This window comes from Mesorhizobium sp. M2D.F.Ca.ET.226.01.1.1, from assembly GCF_004022705.2.
In the GTDB taxonomy this organism is placed as follows: domain Bacteria; phylum Pseudomonadota; class Alphaproteobacteria; order Rhizobiales; family Rhizobiaceae; genus Mesorhizobium.
This window is the reverse complement of record NZ_RZOY02000006.1, coordinates 171469-190364: the sequence shown is the minus strand read 5'-3', so window position 1 is coordinate 190364 and position 18896 is coordinate 171469. Positions and strand designations below refer to the sequence as shown.

General features: G+C 64.6%; 16 protein-coding genes. 12 read left to right on the top strand and 4 right to left on the bottom strand.

Going from position 1 to position 18896, the window contains the following annotated elements:
- Positions 1–28 precede the first annotated feature (28 nt).
- From EN869_RS15980 to EN869_RS15940, 9 genes are all read left to right on the top strand, one after another.
- Entirely contained in the window at positions 29–955 is a 927-nt protein-coding gene (locus EN869_RS15980) for a D-alanine--D-alanine ligase (protein ID WP_127228922.1), read from the top strand.
- Entirely contained in the window at positions 943–1887 is a 945-nt protein-coding gene (locus tag EN869_RS15975) for a cell division protein FtsQ/DivIB (RefSeq protein ID WP_127228921.1), read from the top strand. Before EN869_RS15980 ends, EN869_RS15975 begins: the two co-directional genes overlap by 13 nt.
- The gene (gene ftsA / locus EN869_RS15970; RefSeq protein ID WP_127228920.1) at positions 1884–3191 is read left to right on the top strand and encodes a cell division protein FtsA; all 1308 of its coding nucleotides are present in this window, start codon (positions 1884–1886) and stop codon (positions 3189–3191) included. The genes EN869_RS15975 and ftsA overlap by 4 nt, the downstream gene beginning before the upstream one ends.
- A gap of 67 nt (positions 3192–3258) precedes the next feature.
- On the top strand, positions 3259–4926 hold the full coding sequence (ftsZ, locus tag EN869_RS15965; RefSeq protein ID WP_127228919.1) for a cell division protein FtsZ: 1668 nt from the start codon (positions 3259–3261) through the stop codon (positions 4924–4926).
- Positions 4927–5268: 342 nt separating this feature from the next.
- Positions 5269–6216: a UDP-3-O-acyl-N-acetylglucosamine deacetylase gene (gene lpxC, locus EN869_RS15960; protein ID WP_127228918.1), complete on the top strand. Its 948-nt coding sequence runs from the start codon at positions 5269–5271 to the stop codon at positions 6214–6216.
- A 299-nt stretch (positions 6217–6515) separates the two neighbouring features.
- On the top strand, positions 6516–7385 hold the full coding sequence (locus EN869_RS15955) for an outer membrane protein assembly factor BamD (RefSeq protein WP_127228917.1): 870 nt from the start codon (positions 6516–6518) through the stop codon (positions 7383–7385).
- A 211-nt stretch (positions 7386–7596) separates the two neighbouring features.
- Complete coding sequence (gene recN, locus EN869_RS15950; protein ID WP_127228916.1) at positions 7597–9270, top strand: DNA repair protein RecN; 1674 nt, start codon at positions 7597–7599, stop codon at positions 9268–9270.
- 134 nt (positions 9271–9404) lie between these two features.
- Positions 9405–11612 (top strand): NAD-dependent DNA ligase LigA, encoded by a 2208-nt coding sequence (ligA, locus tag EN869_RS15945; protein ID WP_127228915.1) that lies wholly within the window; start codon positions 9405–9407, stop codon positions 11610–11612.
- A complete protein-coding gene (locus EN869_RS15940) occupies positions 11612–12304 on the top strand; it encodes a TIGR02453 family protein (RefSeq protein ID WP_127228914.1) in 693 nt (230 codons plus the stop codon). Before ligA ends, EN869_RS15940 begins: the two co-directional genes overlap by 1 nt.
- Positions 12305–12431: 127 nt before the next feature.
- Here EN869_RS15940 and EN869_RS15935 read toward each other — a convergent pair whose 3' ends face one another.
- A complete protein-coding gene (locus EN869_RS15935; RefSeq protein ID WP_127228913.1) occupies positions 12432–13190 on the bottom strand; it encodes an SDR family oxidoreductase in 759 nt (252 codons plus the stop codon).
- A 329-nt stretch (positions 13191–13519) separates the two neighbouring features.
- Here EN869_RS15935 and EN869_RS15930 point away from each other — a divergent pair, with 329 nt between their 5' ends.
- On the top strand, positions 13520–14248 hold the full coding sequence (locus tag EN869_RS15930; protein WP_127228912.1) for an AzlC family ABC transporter permease: 729 nt from the start codon (positions 13520–13522) through the stop codon (positions 14246–14248).
- A complete protein-coding gene (locus EN869_RS15925; RefSeq protein WP_127228911.1) occupies positions 14245–14541 on the top strand; it encodes an AzlD family protein in 297 nt (98 codons plus the stop codon). Before EN869_RS15930 ends, EN869_RS15925 begins: the two co-directional genes overlap by 4 nt.
- 93 nt (positions 14542–14634) lie before the next feature.
- On the opposite strand, the gene EN869_RS15920 is transcribed toward EN869_RS15925, so the two are convergent.
- The 3 genes from EN869_RS15920 to EN869_RS15910 all read right to left on the bottom strand — a co-directional run bounded on the left by EN869_RS15920 (position 14635) and on the right by EN869_RS15910 (position 18115).
- On the bottom strand, positions 14635–16479 hold the full coding sequence (locus EN869_RS15920) for an aminopeptidase P family protein (RefSeq protein WP_127228910.1): 1845 nt from the start codon (positions 16477–16479) through the stop codon (positions 14635–14637).
- A gap of 99 nt (positions 16480–16578) precedes the next feature.
- Positions 16579–17451: a 50S ribosomal protein L11 methyltransferase gene (locus EN869_RS15915; RefSeq protein ID WP_127228909.1), complete on the bottom strand. Its 873-nt coding sequence runs from the start codon at positions 17449–17451 to the stop codon at positions 16579–16581.
- Between the two features lie 79 nt (positions 17452–17530).
- Positions 17531–18115 carry an SCO family protein gene (locus EN869_RS15910; RefSeq protein ID WP_127228908.1) on the bottom strand — a complete coding sequence of 195 codons (585 nt, stop codon included), beginning with the start codon at positions 18113–18115 and terminating at the stop codon, positions 17531–17533.
- Between the two features lie 201 nt (positions 18116–18316).
- Between EN869_RS15910 and EN869_RS15905 the strand changes: the two genes are divergently transcribed.
- The gene (locus tag EN869_RS15905) at positions 18317–18823 is read left to right on the top strand and encodes a cytochrome b/b6 domain-containing protein (RefSeq protein ID WP_127228907.1); all 507 of its coding nucleotides are present in this window, start codon (positions 18317–18319) and stop codon (positions 18821–18823) included.
- Positions 18824–18896 lie beyond the last annotated feature (73 nt).

Below are 18896 nucleotides of genomic sequence, written 5' to 3'. Positions count from 1 at the left end.
GGCCCGGCGTGAGAGGGGATGACGGGAAATGAAGAAGAAGCATGTGGCTGTTCTCCTCGGTGGATTCTCCTCGGAGCGGCCCGTGTCTCTGTCCTCGGGGAAGGCGTGTGCGGATGCGCTCGAGACTGAAGGCTATCAGGTCACCCGCGTCGATGTTTCGCGCGATGTCGGGTCGGTGCTTGCCGAGCTCAAGCCTGACGTTGCCTTCAATGCGCTGCACGGTCCGTTCGGTGAGGACGGCACCATCCAAGGAATTCTCGAATATCTCGCAATTCCCTACACCCATTCGGGCGTGCTCGCATCGGCGCTGGCCATGAACAAGGAGCAGGCGAAGAAGGTCGCCAAGGCGGCCGGCATTCCAGTCGCGGAATCCAAGGTGGTCAACCGTTTCGCCGTCCAGAACAAGCATCCGATGAAGCCGCCCTATGTGGTCAAGCCGGTCAATGAGGGGTCGAGCTTCGGCGTCGTCATCGTGCATGAGGGGCAGTCGCATCCGCCGCAGGTGATCGGCTCGACGGAATGGAAATATGGCGAGACCGTCATGGTCGAGCGCTACATCCATGGACGGGAGCTGACCTGCGCGGTGATGGGCGATGTGGCGCTCGGCGTCTGCGAGATCATCCCGACCGGGCATTCCTTCTACGACTACGATTCAAAATACGTTCCTGGCGGATCAAAACACGAAATCCCTGCTAAAATTTCACCGAATATTTACCAAAAAATACAGACACTGGCCCTTAAGGCTCATCTTGCCATCGGTTGCCGGGGCGTCTCCCGGTCGGACTTCCGTTACGACGACCGCCACTCCGAAAACGGCGAGGTTGTCTGGCTTGAGGTCAACACCCAGCCGGGCATGACGCCGACGTCTCTGGTGCCTGAAATCGCCGCCCAAGCGGGACACTCGTTCGGCGATTTGTTGAGTTGGATGGTGGAGGACGCTTCGTGTCTGCGTTGAGGTGGGGACAGGGTAATGGCGGCGGCGCGGCTGGTTTCGCGCTGTTCGGTCTGTCGCTGTCATTCGACCGTTTCGTCTTGCCCCGCCAGCTTCGCCGGCCGGTCCGGGTGCTTGGGCGCCTGTGCGGCGGCGAATATGAGGCGCCGCGCTTCTCGGCAGCGATCCTTTCTGCGGCGCTCATCGCGTCGAGCAGCGCCTATGGCGCCTATCTTGGCGGCTACACCGATACCGTCGTGCAGGGCATCACGGCCCGCACCGGCTTTGCTGTCGACCAGATCAAGGTGGTCGGCAACCGCCAGACTTCTGAAATCGACGTGCTCGATCGGCTCGGCCTCGACGGCTGGACCTCGCTGATCGGCTTCGACGCCGAAGCGGCCCGCGAGCGCATCGCGACGCTGCCCTGGGTCGAGGGTGCGGCAGTGCGCAAGATTTATCCGCATACGCTGGAGGTGCGCATCGAAGAGCGCGAGGCCTTCGCGCTTTGGCAGCAGGGCGCCTCGGTGTCGGTCATCGAAAAGTCGGGCGAGGTGATCGCGCCGTTCTCGGGCGGCAAGCAGGCGCTGCTGCCGCTGATCATCGGCACGGGCGGGCCGGCCATGGCGCCGGCCTTTCTCGAGAAGATCAAGCGCTATCCGGAACTCGCCGCGCGGGTCAAAGGCTATATCCGGGTCGGCGAGCGGCGCTGGGATCTGAGACTAGAAAACGGCATCACGATCAAGCTGCCCGAGGACGACGAGGACCAGGCGATCGCCGAACTCGTCAGGATCGACCATGACAACGGGCTTTTGACGCGCGACATCGCCGCCGTCGACATGCGGCTCCCCGACCGGCTGGTCGTAGAGCTTTCGCCGGAAGCGGCGACGCAGCGCGAAGCCGCGCTCAGCGACAAGCCGAAGAACCTGGCCAAGCGCAAGGCGGGGGCAAAGATATGAACTGGCTTGGCGGCAGTGCCGATGCTTCTTCGCGCCGGTCGGGCACGCTCACGGTGCTCGATGTCGGCTCCAGCAAGGTTTGCTGCGTGGTGGCGAAGCTCAAGCCGAACGAGGACGGCAAGCTGCTGCGCGGGCGCTCGCACCGCATCCAGGTGATCGGCATCGGCCACCAGAAGTCGCAAGGCGTGAAGTCGGGTGTCGTGGTCGACCTCGACCGCGCCGAACATGCCATCCGTCTGGCCGTCGATGCGGCCGAGCGCATGGCCGGGCTCACGGTCGATTCCCTCATCGTCAACATGACGGCGGGCCGGCTGAAGAGCGAGGCCTTCTCGGCGACCATCAATCTGGGCGGCCATCAGGTCGAGGAAGTCGACATCAAGCGCGTGCTCGCCGCCGGCGCCAAGCAGGCGCTGAGGGCCGAGCGCGAAGTGATCCATTCGCTGCCGGTCGGTTTCTCGCTCGATGCCGAGCGCGGCATGCGCGATCCGCGCGGCATGGTCGGCGATGCGCTGGGCGTCGACATGCATGTTCTGACGGGCGACGCGGCGCCGATGCGCAATCTGGAGCTTTGTATCAACCGCTCGCATCTGTCGGTCGAACGCATGGTGGCGACACCGTATGCCAGCGGGCTTGCCTCGCTGGTCGATGACGAGCTCGAAATGGGCGCCGCCTGCATCGACATGGGCGGCGGCACGACGACCATTTCGGTGTTCTCGGAAGGCAAGTTCGTCCACGGCGACGCCATCGCCATCGGCGGCAACCACGTGACGCTCGACATGGCCAAGGGCCTGTCGACCTCGCTCGATGCCGCCGAACGGCTGAAGGTGATGCACGGCTCGGCGCTGCCCGGCAGCGCCGACGACCGCGACCTCGTCTCGATCCAGCCGATCGGCGAGGAAGGTGATGTGCCGCTGCAGATCCCGCGCTCGGTGATGACGCGCATCATCCGCGCCCGCATCGACGAGACGCTGGAGCTTTTGCGCGACCGGCTGAACAAGTCCGGCTATGGCAATGCCGTGGGAAAACGCGTCGTGCTGACCGGCGGCGCCGGCCAGCTCTCAGGCTTGCCGGAAGCCGCGCGCCGCATTCTCGGGCGCAATGTGCGCATCGGCCGGCCGCTCGGCGTGGCAGGCCTGCCGGAGGCGGCCAAGGGGCCGGCGTTCTCGACCCCGGTCGGGCTGATGATCTATCCGCAGATGGCGAGCTTCGAGAGCCATTCGGCGAAAGGACTTTCCGGTTTCAGGATGACCGGGACGGGCGGAAAACTGCATCGCATGAGTCAGTGGTTGAGAGACAGTTTTTAATTTGACGGGGACAGCCCCATAGGCGGCCGCAGCGGCGAGGCGGCGGGAAAGGCAAAGGACGGAGACAATGACCATCAATCTGCAAAAGCCGGACATCACCGAGCTTAAGCCCCGCATCACCGTGTTCGGTGTCGGCGGCGGCGGCGGCAATGCCGTCAACAACATGATCACCGCCGGCCTGCGCGGCGTCGAGTTCGTGGTGGCCAACACCGACGCGCAGGCGCTGACCATGTCGAAGGCCGAGCGGCTCATCCAACTCGGCGCGCATGTGACCGAGGGCCTCGGCGCCGGCTCGCAGCCGGAAGTCGGCCGCGCGGCGGCGGAAGAGTGCATCGACGAGATCATAGACCACCTGTCCAACACCCATATGTGCTTCGTCACCGCCGGCATGGGCGGCGGCACCGGCACGGGAGCTGCTCCGGTCGTTGCCCGCGCGGCGCGCGAGAAGGGCATCCTCACCGTCGGCGTCGTCACCAAGCCGTTCCATTTCGAAGGCCAGCGCCGCATGAAGACGGCCGACCTGGGCATCGAGGAACTGCAGAAATGCGTCGATACGCTCATCGTCATCCCCAACCAGAACCTGTTCCGGCTGGCCAATGACAAGACCACCTTCGCCGATGCCTTCGCCATGGCCGACCAGGTGCTCTACTCGGGCGTTGCCTGCATCACCGACCTGATGGTCAAGGAAGGCCTGATCAATCTCGACTTCGCCGACGTGCGCTCGGTTATGCGCGAGATGGGCAAGGCGATGATGGGCACTGGCGAGGCATCGGGCGAGGGCCGCGCGATGGCCGCGGCGGAAGCCGCCATCGCCAACCCGCTGCTCGACGAGACCTCGATGAAGGGTGCCAAGGGTCTGCTGATCTCGATCACCGGCGGCCGCGACCTGACCCTGTTCGAAGTCGACGAAGCCGCGACCCGCATCCGCGAAGAGGTCGACCAGGACGCCAACATCATCCTGGGCGCCACCTTCGACGAGGAGCTGGAAGGCGTGATCCGCGTGTCGGTCGTCGCCACCGGCATCGACAAGTCGGCCGCTGAAATCGCCGCGGCGCCGATCTCGATCCGCGCGCCGCAGAAGCCGGCTGCCCGTCCAGCGGCGGCTCCGGTCGCCGAAATCCGCCCGGCACCGGTTCAGCAGCAAGTCTACGAGCCGCGGGCGGTCGATCCGGTCGCCGAGGCGATCCAGCTCGCCGAGGCAAACGCCGCCGCCATGGCGCAGTCGCGCCCCATGCCGGTCGACGACTTCCGGCCGCAGAGCAAGATCTTCCAGGCTCCGCCGGCCCAGCCGCAGCCGCAGCCGCAGCCGGTGGCGCAGCCGCAGGTCATGCAGCAGCCCGCCCCGCAGCGCGAGATGCCGCAGCCGGTGGCCGCGGCGCCGCAGCGGATGCCGCGCGTGGAAGACTTTCCGCCGGTGGTAAGGGCTGAAGTCGAAGCCAAGACGCGGCCCGCGGACCATGAGAACAGCGGTCCGATGGGGCTGATCAAGCGGCTGACCAACGGCCTTACCCGCCGCGAGGAAGAGCCGGCTCGGCTCCAGCCGGCGCAGCCGCGTGAACCGAAGCTGCGCCAGGCAGCGCCCGAGATGCGCCGTCTCGCCAGCCAGGATCCGCAGCTCTACGCGCCGCGCCGCGGCCAGCTCGACGACCAGGGCCGGCTGACGCCGCAGGCCCGCACGGTGCAGGAAGACGACCAGCTGGAGATCCCGGCGTTCCTGCGCCGTCAGGCCAACTGACCGCTGATCGTTAACGATATATAACGGTTGTTAACAGGCAGACGAAAAATCGTCTGCCTGTTTCCTTTATAAAGCCTAGTTAAAACAATGCGTTACGAGATATTTATCACGTCTTCCCGTGGTTACACGGGGTAAAAAACCGTGATTTGGAGTCTCCCGAGGGGGCCATTATCTTCGCCACGGACTAAAGTCGGTTTGCCGGGATTCGGGGAGTAGCCCTGCCTGCCGATCATACAGAGCCGCATGCTCTTGCTTATTTTGCCGCATTTGTGCGCGCGCCAGACCATCGATCTGGCTGCAAGATACCCAAGGCCGATCGAGCGGACGCAGGCATTAGGGCGTATGGGGTTACTCTTGCACGACTATCAGACGACAGTGAAATCGCGCGCGACGCTGACTGGCATCGGCGTCCACAGCGGCAAGCCGGTCACCGTTCATTTCCTGCCGGCCGAGGCCGACTCGGGCATCGTGTTCCATCTTTCGAATGGCAGTGAAAGCCGCGATTTCCGCGCTTTGGTCGCGGAAGTCGGCGCTACCGATCTTTGCACCATGCTTGGCGATCCGGCGGGCGAACATATCGGCACGGTCGAGCATCTGATGGCCACGGTTTTCGGTCTTGGCATCGACAACCTCGTCATCGAGATCGACGGTTCGGAGGTCCCCATTCTCGACGGCAGCGCCATGGCCTTCGTCGAAGCCTTCGATCAGGCCGGCATCGAGACGCTGGCGGTGAAGCGGCGCTATATCCGCGTGGTCAAGCCGGTGCGCGTGGAAGCAGGCGCATCCTGGGCGGAGTTCCGCCCCTATGACGGCACGCGCTTCGAGGTCGAGATCGATTTTGAAAGCCCGGCGATCGGCCGGCAGCAATTTGCCTCCGACATCAACCCCGACATCTTCCGCCGCGACATCGCGCGCGCCCGCACCTTCGGCTTCATGAAGGATGTCGAGCGGCTTTGGGCCGCCGGTTATGCGCTCGGCTCGTCCCTGGAAAACTCGCTGGTCATCGGCGACGACAACCGCGTCATCAATGTCGGGGGCTTGCGCTATCCCAATGAGTTCGCCCGCCACAAAACGCTCGATGCGATGGGCGATCTGGCGCTGGCCGGCGCGCGCTTCATCGGCTGCTTCCGTTCCTATCGCGGCGGCCACCGGATGAACGCCTCGGCGTTGCGCCGGCTGCTTTCCGACCGCACGGCCTTCGAGATCGTCGAGACCAGGCGCCGCGAGCGCGGCCGAGTCGCCGAGATGATCGCGGTGAGCGGGCCGGTTTACGCGCCCTGGGTTATCTGAGGCGGTTCTCCTCACAGACGACAGCGGCGTTTTCCAGCCCTTGCAGCCTGTAACGGTTCCTTTGCCACCTTCTGGCAGGCTCCTGCACGGTATCGCAAGGCGCGGCCGTCGGGTTTGATCTGGGCAAGGGTGGTGTGGTAATAATGCATCACCGAGACACCAAATCGCGCTCAGATCGCGGCGTCCGGCAGCCGCCACAAAAATGTGCGATTGGCCGGACATAGCGTTGCCGGGCAAGGGGATAATGGTTTATGGCTGCGGCCCGGACCGAAACGACGCCGAAGGGGCGGAATTCAAACATGTTTTTTTCGCGAGTTGGTCAATCGGTAGCGCCGCGTCGGGCTGTTTTGCTGGCGCTGTCGGTGGTTGCTCCCGCGCTCGTGCTGTCGGCCTGCATGTCGGAGAAGAAGGACGTCAACCTGGCGACCTATGTCGACCAGACCGAACCGGCCGACGTTCTCTACAATCAGGGCCTGGCCAACATGAATGCCGGCCGACTCGACGAGGCTAGCAAGAAGTTCGACGCCGTCGACCGCCAGCATCCTTATTCGGAATTCGCGCGCAAATCGATGGTGATGGGCGCTTTCGCCGACTATCGCGCCGGCAATTATGACGAGGCGATCGGCACCGCGAAGCGCTACCTGACGCTCTATCCGTCGACCGACGAAGCCGCCTATGCGCAATACATCATCGGCTTGAGCTATTATCGGCAGATCAAGGACGTCACCCAGGATCAGAAGGAAGCGCGCCAGACCATCCAGACCATGCAGGATCTGGTGACCCGCTGGCCCAATTCCGAATATGTCGGCGATGCCAAGGACAAGATCCGCTTCGCCAACGATCAGCTCGCCGGCAAGGAGATGCAGGTCGGCCGCTACTATCTCGAGCGCCGCGATTATATCGCCGCCGTCAAGCGCTTCCGCACCGTGGTCGAGAGCTACTCCAACACCCGCCATGTCGAGGAGGCGCTGGCGCGCCTGACCGAGTCCTACTATGCGATGGGCCTGACCTCGGAAGCGCAGACGGCAGCCGCGGTGCTCGGCAACAACTATCCCGACAGCCAGTGGTACAAGGATTCCTATAAGCTCCTGCAGAGCAACGGGCTTGCGCCGCGCGAAAATGCCGGGTCGTGGATCTCCAAGGCCGGGAAGCTGATCACCGGCGCCTAAGGCCTGAGCATTGGCCCGACTGCAGCGCTTTTCGGATTGATCCGGCGCAAAAACAAAAAGATAGTGCGGCGCTGCGACTCCCCTATGGTCGCACCTTAAGGCGTCGCGCTTGAACGGGCCGATGCGACGCGCTTTAAGTCTCTTGTTTTTGGCGCGTGTCGTTGTCCAAACCGGGTCCGTTTTGGCCGACATGCAATAGGTCCGGGTTCTGATGCTGTCCAGACTGTCGATCCGCGATATCGTCCTGATCGAGAAGCTGGACATCGACTTCCTGCCTGGGCTTTCGGTGCTGACCGGCGAGACCGGCGCCGGCAAATCCATCCTGCTCGACGCCTTGTCGCTGGCGCTCGGCGCGCGCGGCGATGCCTCGCTGGTGCGCCACGGCGCCGCGCAAGGCCAGGTGATCGCGGTGTTCGACGTTCCGCGCAACCATCCGGCCCGCGCGCTGCTTGCCGAGAATGACATCGAGGATGACGGCGACATCATTCTGCGCCGCGTGCAGACGGCCGACGGCCGCACGCGCGTCTTCGTCAACGACCAGCCCTCCAGCGTCACGCTGATGCGCGATGTCGGCCGCGCGTTGGTCGAAATCCATGGTCAGCATGACGAGCGCGCGCTGGTCGATCCCGGCGCGCATCGCGAATTGCTGGACAGTTTCGGCGGCCATCTCGGCGCCGTTCGCGGCGCGGGCGAGGCCTGGCGCTACTGGCGAAACTGCGAGCAGGAGCTCTCCCGGCATCGCGCCAAGGTCGAAGCGGCGGCGCGCGAGGCGGATTATCTGCGCGCCTCGGTGGCCGAGTTGGCAAAGCTCGACCCGCAGCCGGGCGAGGAGAGCGAGCTTGCGGAATTGCGCGCGCAGATGATGCGCGTCGAAAAAATCGCCGGCGAAATCCATGACGCGCAGGATGTTCTGTCCGGGCCGTCCTCGCCGCTGCCGCAGCTTGCCAGCCTGTTGCGCCGGCTGCAGCGCAAGGCAGGCGAAGCGCCGGGCCTGCTCGACGACGTGGTGAAGTCGCTCGACGAGGCGATGCTCTCGCTCGACGCGGCCCAGTCCGGTGTCGAAGCAGCGCTTCGCGCCACCGAATATGATCCGCAGCGTTTGGAGAAGGCGGAGGAGCGACTGTTTGCGCTGCGTGCCGCTTCGCGCAAGCACAATGTGGCGGTCGACGATCTGGCGCTACTGCGCGACACGATGGTGGCCGATCTCGCCGACCTCGATGCCGGTGAGGAGCGGCTGCATGCGCTGGAGAAGCAGGCCGCCGCCGGGCGCGAGGCCTATGATATTTCCGCCGCACAGCTTTCCTCGCTGCGCCACGCGGCGGCGACGGGCCTGACCAAGGCGGTCATGGCGGAATTGCCGGCGCTCAAGCTCGAGCGGGCCGAGTTCATCGTCGAGATGACGAGCAATGCCGAAAGCCGCATGGAAGAGGGTATCGACCAGGTCGAGTTCTGGGTGCGGACCAATCCGGGCACAAGGCCGGGGCCGATGATGAAGGTCGCCTCCGGCGGCGAGCTGTCGCGCTTCCTCCTGGCATTGAAGGTGGCGCTGGCCGATCGCGGCTCGGCGCCGACCCTCGTGTTTGACGAAATCGACACCGGCGTCGGCGGCGCGGTTGCCGACGCCATCGGCCAGCGGCTGGCGCGGCTGTCGAAGCGTGTGCAGGTGCTTTCGGTCACGCATGCGCCGCAGGTAGCCGCCCGCGCGGCCACGCATTTCCTGATCTCGAAATCCGGCGGCAAGGACCGCGTCGCCACCGGTATTGCCGAAATGGATCGCGCCGCGCGCCAGGAGGAGATCGCTCGCATGCTGGCCGGCGCCACCATCACCGACGAAGCCCGCGCCGCCGCCGACAGGCTGCTGCGCGAGAATACCGCGGCGGCTTAAGATTTCCGGACGCTGGCAGGCTGAGTCAGCAGATGGCTGCATCTTGCTGTTCGGGAATGATTTTTGCGTAAGGCGACTTCATGCCGGCGAATCCTGATTTATAGTGGCCCGCCATAATTCGAGGACCGCCTTTCATGTCGGAAAAACCAGTCGAATCGCTGAGCGAAGGCGAGGCCGCGGAGGAGCTGAAGCGGCTCGCGGCGGAGATCGCCGAGCACGACCGGCGTTATCACACCGAGGATGCGCCGACGATCTCGGACGCCGAATATGACGCGCTGGCACGGCGCAACCTCGCCATCGAGGAGCGTTTCCCCGATCTCGTTCGCGAGGATTCGCCATCGCGCCGGGTCGGCGCGCCGCCGGCCGAAGGCTTTGCCAAGGTGCGGCACGCGGTGCCGATGCTCAGCCTTGCCAAGGCCTATACCGACCAGGACGTCGCCGATTTCATCGAACGCGGAAGGCGCTTCTTCGACCGCGACAAAGATCTCGACATCCCCTTCACCGCCGAGCCGAAGATCGACGGCCTGTCGGCCTCGCTGCGCTACGAGAACGGCGTGTTCGTGCAGGGTGCGACGCGCGGCGACGGCGCCGTCGGCGAGGACATCACCGCCAATCTGAAGACCATCGCCGACATCCCAAAGAAGCTGCAGGGCTCAGGCTGGCCGGAGGTCATCGAAATCCGCGGCGAGGTCTATATGACCTATGCCGAATTCGAGGCGCTGAAGCAGCGCTCGGCGGCTACAGGCGGCCAGGATTACGTCAATCCGCGCAACACGGCGGCCGGATCGCTGCGCCAGAAGGACCCGTCGGTCACTGCCAGCCGCAACTTGAAATTCTTCGCTTATGCCTGGGGTTACACGACGGCGGACCCCGCGCCGACGCAGTTCGACGCGGTGCAGAAATTCGCCGAATGGGGTTTTAAGGTCAGCCCGCTGATGGTCCGGGCGAAGTCCAAAGAGGAACTCATCGCGCACTACCACCGGATCGAGGAACAGCGTTCCTCGCTCGGCTATGACATAGACGGTGTGGTCTATAAGGTCGACCAGCTCGAGCTGCAGCGACGCTGGGGCTTCGTCACTGGCGAGCCGCGCTGGGCGGTCGCTCATAAATTCCCGGCCGAGCAGGCGATGACCACGGTCGAGAAGATCGACATCCAGGTCGGCCGTACCGGCACGCTGGCGCCGGTGGCGCGGCTGGCGCCGGTGACCGTAGGCGGCGTGGTGGTCGAGAACGTCACTCTGCACAATGAGGACTATATCAAGGGTTTCGACAGCAACGGCCAGCCGATCCGCGACGGCATCGACGTGCGCATCGGCGACACGGTGGTTATCCAGCGGGCAGGGGATGTCATCCCGCAGATCGTCAGCGTCGTAATCGACAAGCGGCCGGCCAATGCCGTGCCTTACGAATTCCCGCATACCTGCCCGGTTTGCGGTTCGCCGGCGACGCGCGAGATCAACGAGAAGACGGGCAAGGAGGATTCGCGCCGGCGCTGTACCGGCGAGCTGATCTGCGCCGCCCAGGCCGTGGAAAGGCTGCGCCATTTCGTGTCGCGGGGCGCGATGGATATCGAGGGGCTGGGCGCGGAAAATATCGACCTCTTCTTCAATGCGGGGCTGGTGAAGACCGCGGCTGACATCTTTACGCTGAAGGATCGCCGCCCGGCCGTCACCAGGGCGCTGGCCGAGCGGCGCGAGGAGCAGGCGCGGCTGCGCGAGGAGGCCTCGGGCAAGACACGCAAGAATGTGCGCAGCGTCGAGGAGCGCAACTATGAAGGCCTCGACAAGCTCTTCGCCGCCATCGACGCGCGGCGCGAGCCGGAGCTCGATCGGTTCATCTTCGCGCTCGGCATCCGCCATATCGGCGAAACGACGGCCGCCGTGCTTGCCCGTCAGTTCTCGACCATCGAGGAACTGATTCGTGTGGGCAAGGAGACCGCAAAGGCGGAGGATCCGCACACGGTTTTCCCGTCGATCAACGGCATCGGCGACACGGTGATCAATGCGCTGCGCGACTTCTTTGGCAATGAGCGCAATGACGACGTGCTGGACTCCCTGCTCGCCCAGGTTCATCCGAAGCCCTATGTCATGGAAATCTCGGCCGGCAGCGAAGTCTCCGGCAAGACAGTCGTGTTCACCGGCACGCTGGAAAAGATGACGCGCTCCGAGGCCAAGGCGATGGCGGAGCGTCTCGGCGCCAAGGTCGCGGGCTCGGTTTCGGCCAAGACCGATCTGGTGGTGGCGGGGCCCGGCGCAGGCTCCAAACTCAAGACCGCGTCTGATCTCGGCATCGAGGTGATCGACGAGGACACCTGGCTGCAGCGCATCGGCAGGGGCGGCTGATGGCGGGCGCGTTCAAGGGCTTTGGGCCAAAAGCCATTCCGTTCTTCAAGGCGCTCGACTTCCACCAGAGCCGGGAGTGGTTTCAGGAAAACCGCGACCTCTTCGACAGCGAGCTGCATGGGCCGTTTTGCGATCTCGTCGAGACGCTCAGCGAGCGGTTCGAGGCGGCCAAGCTCGGCTTGCGCGGCGACCGCAAGAAATCGCTGTTCCGCATCAATCGCGACGTGCGCTTCGCCAAGGACAAGCGGCCCTACAACCGGCATCTGTCGGCGATCCTGTCGCCGGACGGCACCAAGATGTCACAAGGCGTCTTCTATGTGCATATCGGGCTGGAGCGTTGCTTCGCCGGCGTCGCCTGGTGGCAGCCGGCGCCAGAGCTGCTGCAGGCGATGCGCAAGGCGATCGTGACCAAGCCGGCCGCGTTCCGCGCCATGGTCTCGTCGCTCAAGAAGGCAGGCCTGGAGCTCGATGCGGAGGACCGCCTGAAGCGCGCGCCGCGCGGTTTCGAGGACGTCGGCGACGACGACCTCGCCCAGGCTGTGCGCAATCGGCATTTCGTGGTCCGGCACGACATCGATCCGGCAACGATTCATTCGCCGGCCCTGGTCGACGACCTCGTCGACTTCACGCTTGGCGCCAAGCCGCTGCTCGACTGGGGCAGGGCGATCCAGGGCACAGCTGTGGCGGCCTGACGCCGTCGCAGGGTCAGGCAAATGCGTTTCACCGTTTCACGGAAACGGCGAACCGCTCTATCTTTTTGTTTTTACGCAATTCCGGGCGGAAAACCGCTCACACTTTTCCTGGAATTGCTCTAACCGCCTACATCCGCATCAACAGGCCACCGTCGACGGCGAGCTCGATGCCGGTGATGTAGCTTGCGGCGTCCGACAGCAGGAACAGCGCGGCATTGGCCATGTCCTGCGGTGTGCCGATGCGGCCGAGCGGTGTATAATCCGCCACGGCGGCGCGTTTCTCCTCGGTGTCCCAACGCGCTTGCAACGGCGTCAGCGCCATGCCGGGGCAGATGGCGTTCGAGCGGATCCGCTCGCCGGCAAGCTGCATGGCCAACGACTTGGAGAGGGCGCAGACGCCCGCCTTCGAGGCCTGATAGGCGTCCTGCGGTTTCGGATCGCCGCGATACCACTGGATGGTCGAGAAATGCACCATGGCGCCGCCGCGCCCGCCGGCGCGCATATGCGGAACGACCGCTCGCGCCGTGTGCACGAAAGATTTCAGATTGATGTTGAACACCTGGTCCCACACATCGAGATCCATCTCGAGCGCTGACTTGTCGCGGCCGAACCACAGCACGCCGGCGACATTGGCGAGATAGTCGATGCGGCCGCGCTCGCGGCCGGCGGCGCCGATGCTTCGCTCGACGAAGGCGGCATCGGTCAAATCGCCTTGGGCGAAGGTCAGCCTGTCGTCGTAGGCGGCAAGCGAGACCGGGCGGGGCTTGATGTCGATGGCGGTGACGGAGGCGCCGGCACCGAGCAGCGCCAGCGCGATCGCTTCGCCCATGCCGCCGCCAGCTCCGGTGACGACCGCATGCCTGCCGGTGAAATCAAAGACGATCATTCATTGCCCCTCTTTTGTCCCGATCTTGGCACCGGGTTTGATCGCTCGACAATAGGGGCGGATGGAAAATCCATCATCCGGTAACACCCTTGGGCAAGCTTTCGAACGCTTGCCAGTTTGTCATCGGCCACGGAAGCGGGGGCGATCAGTTCCGCTGATCGTCGGGTCAAGCGAATTGGTGTGACAATGACAGCGACGCTTCCTACATCAGGCCGCACTTGAAGCGCGTTGCGCTGGAATCCGCTCAGGCAAGGCGCTTCAAGTTTTGTTTTGATGCATGTCCCAGAACAGCTGCGCACTTCAGGGGCGTCATGCATTAGGAGCGGCTGATGACGGCGGAAACAATCTCTGAGGGCAGGACCGGGAGCGACTTCTGGGACGGCGTGCGATTGTCGATGCCGGTCGTCGTCGCTTCCGCGCCGTTCGCGGTGCTGTTCGGCGCGATCGCGGTCGACAATGGTTTCTCCGTGCTCGAAGCCTTCCTGATGAGCGCCATGATCTATGGCGGCGCCAGCCAGATGGTCGGCATCGAACTGTTCGGCCAGCATGTCGCGCCGTGGCTGATCGTGCTGTCGATCTTCGCGGTGAATTTTCGCCACGTGCTTTATTCGGCGGGCATCGGCCGGCGCATCGCGCATTGGCCGCTGCTGCAGCAGGCCGCCGGCTATTTCATCCTCACCGACCCACAATTCGCAATCGCCGAGGCAAGGGCTGAATCCGGCCGCCCGGTCGGTTTCGTCTGGTATCTCGGGCTCGGCCTCCCGGTCTATGTGTTCTGGGTGATCGAAAGCGGCTTAGGCGCGGTGTTCGGCAAGATGATCCCGGATACGCATGCGCTGGGCATCGATTTCCTGCTGCCGATCTATTTCCTCGGCCTGGTGCTTGGCTTCCGCAAGCGGCCGCTTTGGGCGCCCGTCGTTGCCGCCAGCGCCGTCGCCTCGATCATCGCCTACAGAACCGTCGGCTCGCCCTGGCATGTCTCGATCGGCGCGATCGCCGGTGTTCTCCTGGCGGTGATCCTGCCGCCGCATCACAGCGGCGTTGGCAAGCGGCCATGAGCACGACCTTCTGGATCATCCTTGCCGGCGCTGTCGCTACCTATCTGACACGGGTTGGCGGCCACCTCGTCATCTCGCGCTTCGACACCATCCATCCGCGCGTCGAGGCCGGCCTCAACGCCGTGCCGGCCGCCGTCCTGACGACGCTGGTCGCCCCGGAACTGCTGCATGCCGGACCGGCCGAATGGGCGGCGCTGATCGTCACCGTGCTGGTGTCGCTGCGCGGCGGCCTGATGGCGATGTTCTTGGCCGGCGCGGCTGTGTTGATCCTCGCACGGCAGTTCATCGGATAGAATTCTGCCGGTGCGATCGTTCGAAACGTTGGCGCTGCCCCTCATTGCCCTGCCGGGCATTTCTCCCCGTGAACGGGGAGAAAGAGGCTGTCCTCAAATCTTTGCGTCATGCGGCAGCGGCGCGGTGGCTTTTTCCAGCCAAGCAAGCGTCTCGCCGTCGACCATCGGACCGATCTCGGCCAGCACCCGGGCATGATACCGGTCGAGCCACTGCAATTCGTCCCGGTGCAACAGGTCACTGCGGATGAGGCGCTTGTCGATCGGCGCCAGCGTCAGGGTCTCGAAGGCGTGCATGGCGATGTCACCACCTTCGATCTGTTCGGCAGGCGTGACCAGGATCAGGTTCTCGATGCGGATGCCGTAGGCGCCTTCCTTGTAATAGCCCGGCTCGTTGGACAGCATCATGCCGGCCAGCAGTTTTTCGGTGCCGGTGCGGGCAATACGCTGCGGCCCTTCGTGCACCGCAAGGTAGGAGCCGACGCCATGGCCGGTGCCATGAGCGAAGTCGCAGCCATGCTTCCACAGCGCCATGCGGGCAACGGCGTCGATCTCTGAACCGCGCGTGCCGGCGGGGAAACGCAGCGTCGAGATGCCGATCATGCCCTTCAGCACCAGCGTGAAGCGTTCGCGCATCTCCTCGGTCGGCTCGCCGATCGGCACGGTGCGGGTGATGTCGGTGGTGCCGTCCTGATACTGGCCGCCGGAATCGAGCAGGAACAGCTCGCCGCTCTCAAGCTTGCGGCTGGTGGCGCGCGAGACGCGGTAATGCATGATGGCACCGTTCGGGCCGGCCCCGGAAATCGTGTCGAAGGACACGTCGCGCAGCGGCATCTGCGTTTCCTCGCCGGTCTGCCGGCGCACCTCCTCGAGCCTGGTGACGACGGCTATTTCGTCCAGCGTGCCGGGCTTCTGGCGGTCGAGCCAGCATAGCAGCTTGGCGACCGCGGCGCCGTCGCGGCGATGCGCGGCGCGGCTGCCGGCGATCTCGGCCTGGTTCTTGGTGGCGCGCGGGATGCGCGCCGGGTCGGCGGCCAGCACGACCGTGCCGCCATTGTCCTCGACCAGCATTCTCAGCTTGTCAGCCGCCAGCACAGGGTCGAGCGCGATTTTGGCTCCGCCCTTTGCGAGGTCGACGATTGCCGCTTCGAACTCGTTCGGATCCTGCGGATCGGCGAGCTGGGTGAGATAGGCCGCGACCTGGTGCGGGAATTTGCGCTGGTCCATGAACAGCTGATGCTTGCCGTCGGCTGCGAGGATGGCAAAGCCCAGTGCCAGCGGCGTGTGCGGCACGTCGCCGCCACGGATGTTGAACACCCAGGCTATCGAAGAGGGATCGGTCAGCACCGCATGAGTGGCGCCTTCCTTCTCGATCGCGCCGGCCAGCCGGGCCAGCTTGTCCTTGGCGAGCTCGCCGGCAAAGGCGATCGGGTGAAGCTCGACCGGCGCGCGCGGCGGCTCCGGCTGGTCCTTCCAGATGATGTCGATGGGGTTCCTGTCGAGCGGCACCAGCGTCGCGCCGGACTGCTCGGCCGACGCCTTCAGCGCCTTGACCTCGCCGATCGTATGCAGCCAGGGGTCGAAGCCGAGTCTCGCGCCCTTACCGAGATTGTCCTTGATCCAGCTGGCCGGCGGACTGTCGATCAGGCTCTCGACGGTGAAGATGCCGAGATCAACTTCGTTGCGCACCTGCAGCGTGTAGCGGCCATCGACGAAGATGAAGGCGCGGTCGCGCAGGATGATGGCGACACCGGCCGAACCGGAAAAGCCGGTCATCCATTTCAGCCGCGCCGAGCGGTCGGCGACATATTCGCCCTGGTGCTCGTCCGCGCGAGGCACCATGAAACCGTCGAGACCGTTTTCAGCCAGCCTTTGCCGCAGCAGTGCTACGCGCGGCTTGCCGACGGTCGGATCGCCAGCGGAATCAAAGGTCTGGAACATTGTGGGCATCTCCCTCGAATGGCTCGCCGCGACCGTAGCGCATAGGCCTGGAAACCGGAATCGATTTCGGCAGGGCCAGATCGGCCGCTGCTGCCTACTTCAGCGCTTGAGGTGGATGGTCACCCAGCCTTCGCGATGAAGCGTGCGCACGTGGCGGAAGCTCTGGCCGACATAGGCCGAGATCACCGCGTCGCGCTGCCTGTCGAGGATGCCGGAAAGCACCAGCGAGCCGCCAAGCCTGATATGCCGGGCCATTTCGGGCGCCAGCCGCATCAGCGGCCGCGCCAGGATGTTGGCGACGATCAGGTCAAACGGCGCGCGCCTGGCGAAGATCGGGTTGTGGAAGCCTGGCGCCGTCACGGTCTCAACCAACGCCTTGACGTGGTTGAGACGGGCGTTAGCCGCGGCAACGCGGACGGCGACGGGATCGATGTCGGTCGCCAGCACTGGGATATGCGCCAGCTTGGCAACCGCGATCGCCAGCACCGCGCTGCCGGTGCCGAGGTCGAGCGCGTTGCGCGGCCGTTCGCGCAGCACCACCTGCTCCAGCATTTCGAGGCAGCCGGCGGTGGTGCCATGATGGCCGGTGCCGAAGGCAAGGCCGGCCTCGATCTCGATGGTGAGATCGCCGGCGTGGCGCTTGGCCCGGTCGTGCGAGCCATGGACGAAAAAGCGGCCGGCGCGGACCGGCTTCAGGCCTTCCAGCGAGCGCGACACCCAGTCGACCTCAGGCAGGACCTCACGCTCGACAGGTTTCGGCAGGCCGAGGCCGGCCAGAATATCCTTGACCCGCGCTTCGACCGGATCGACGTCGCCGTCGGCATAGAGCGACACTTCGTGGATGTCTTTTTCCTCGTCGAGCTCCAGCACGGCGATCGGCAGGCCGTCGTCCTCGAAGGCGGTGTCTAGCGCCATGAAGATGCGATCGGCCTCAGCCTTGTTGGCGGTGAGATGGAGCCGGGTCTGCCCCATCAGGAAGCCTCTTGTTTGAACATGACCTTCTCCGAGAACCGGTTCCCACTTTTTGCGGTCGCTGACCTTCGGTTCGGGGTCATGTTTGGCCACCCGCCGCCAGACGCTTCAGCTTGGCGACAGCGGCGTCGGCCGTCTCGCCGTAAGCGATGGTTCCGGCGAATTCGCCCTTGGCGTTGAGGAGCAGCACGGAGGCCGTGTGGTCCATCGTGTAGTCGCCGTCGCCGGTGTCGACCTTCTTCCAGTAGATGCCGAAAGCCTTGGCCATGGCGTGCACCTTGTCCGGATCGCCGGTGATGCCGGTGATGCGGTCGGAAAAATTGCTGACATAGGTGTTCATCGTCTCGGGCGTATCACGCTCCGGATCGACGGTGACGAAATAGGCGTTGAGGTTTTTGCCGCTGTCGCCCATCGTCTTCAGCCAGCCGGCCAGCTCGAAGAGCGTTGTCGGGCAGACTTCCGGGCAATGGGTGAAGCCGAAGAAGACGACGCTCGGGTGGCCCCTGAAGGCCGCCTCGGTGATTGGAGCGCCTTTCTGGTCAACCAGGGTGAAGGGCGCGCCGTAGGGCTCGCCGCCGTAATGGCCGCGGTACCAGTCGAATGTCAGCCAGCCGATGCCTGCCGCCATCAGGACGAGAATGCCGACCAGGATTGCACGCATCATCAGTGAATGTCCGTCGCGATTGCTTTGGCTGGAAGCCAGTTTGGCGACAGTCTTAACGGGTCGGCGGCGGTCGCGCAAAGATGTCGCGTTGCCGCAATCGGCCGAGCGGTCCGATCGCGTGGCGGACCATTACCGATCCTTAATTTGACCGGCTTGGCTGTCCAATTATCCTCCATAAACCATCCCTGATGGAGCAGCCTGATGGCCGGCTCGCCAGTATCGTCCTATTCGAAGACCCAGGTCTGGCTGCATTGGAGCATCGCCGCGCTCATCCTGATCCAGTTCGTGGCCCATGACGGCATGCAGCATGTGTGGCGCGCGCTGCGCCGCGGACAGGAAGCCGCTGCGGGCGATTGGCCGCTGGCCTATATGCATGTCGTGCTTGGCCTTGCCGTACTGGTCCTCGCTGCCTGGCGGCTCTGGCTGCGGGAGACGCGCGGCGTTCCGCCAGTTTCTGGCATCGAGCATCCGGCGCTGCGGCTGCTCGCCAGGCTGACGCATCTCGTCATCTACGCGCTGATCTTCATCGTGCCGCTTTCCGGCGCCGCGGCGTGGTTCCTGCAGGTGCCGGGCGCAGGCCTGGTGCATGTCCTCGGCAAGAATGTGCTGCTCTATGTGGTGCTGCTCCACATCGCCGGTGCGCTCGTCCAGCATTTTGTCCTCAAGTCGAATGTGCTCAGGCAGATGCTGGCCTTCCGCCAGGCATAGTTTGCGTGCATCGGGCGGCTTGCAAACGCCACGATCCTGTCCCACCTGACATCGGCAATCGCCAACCGAGGAG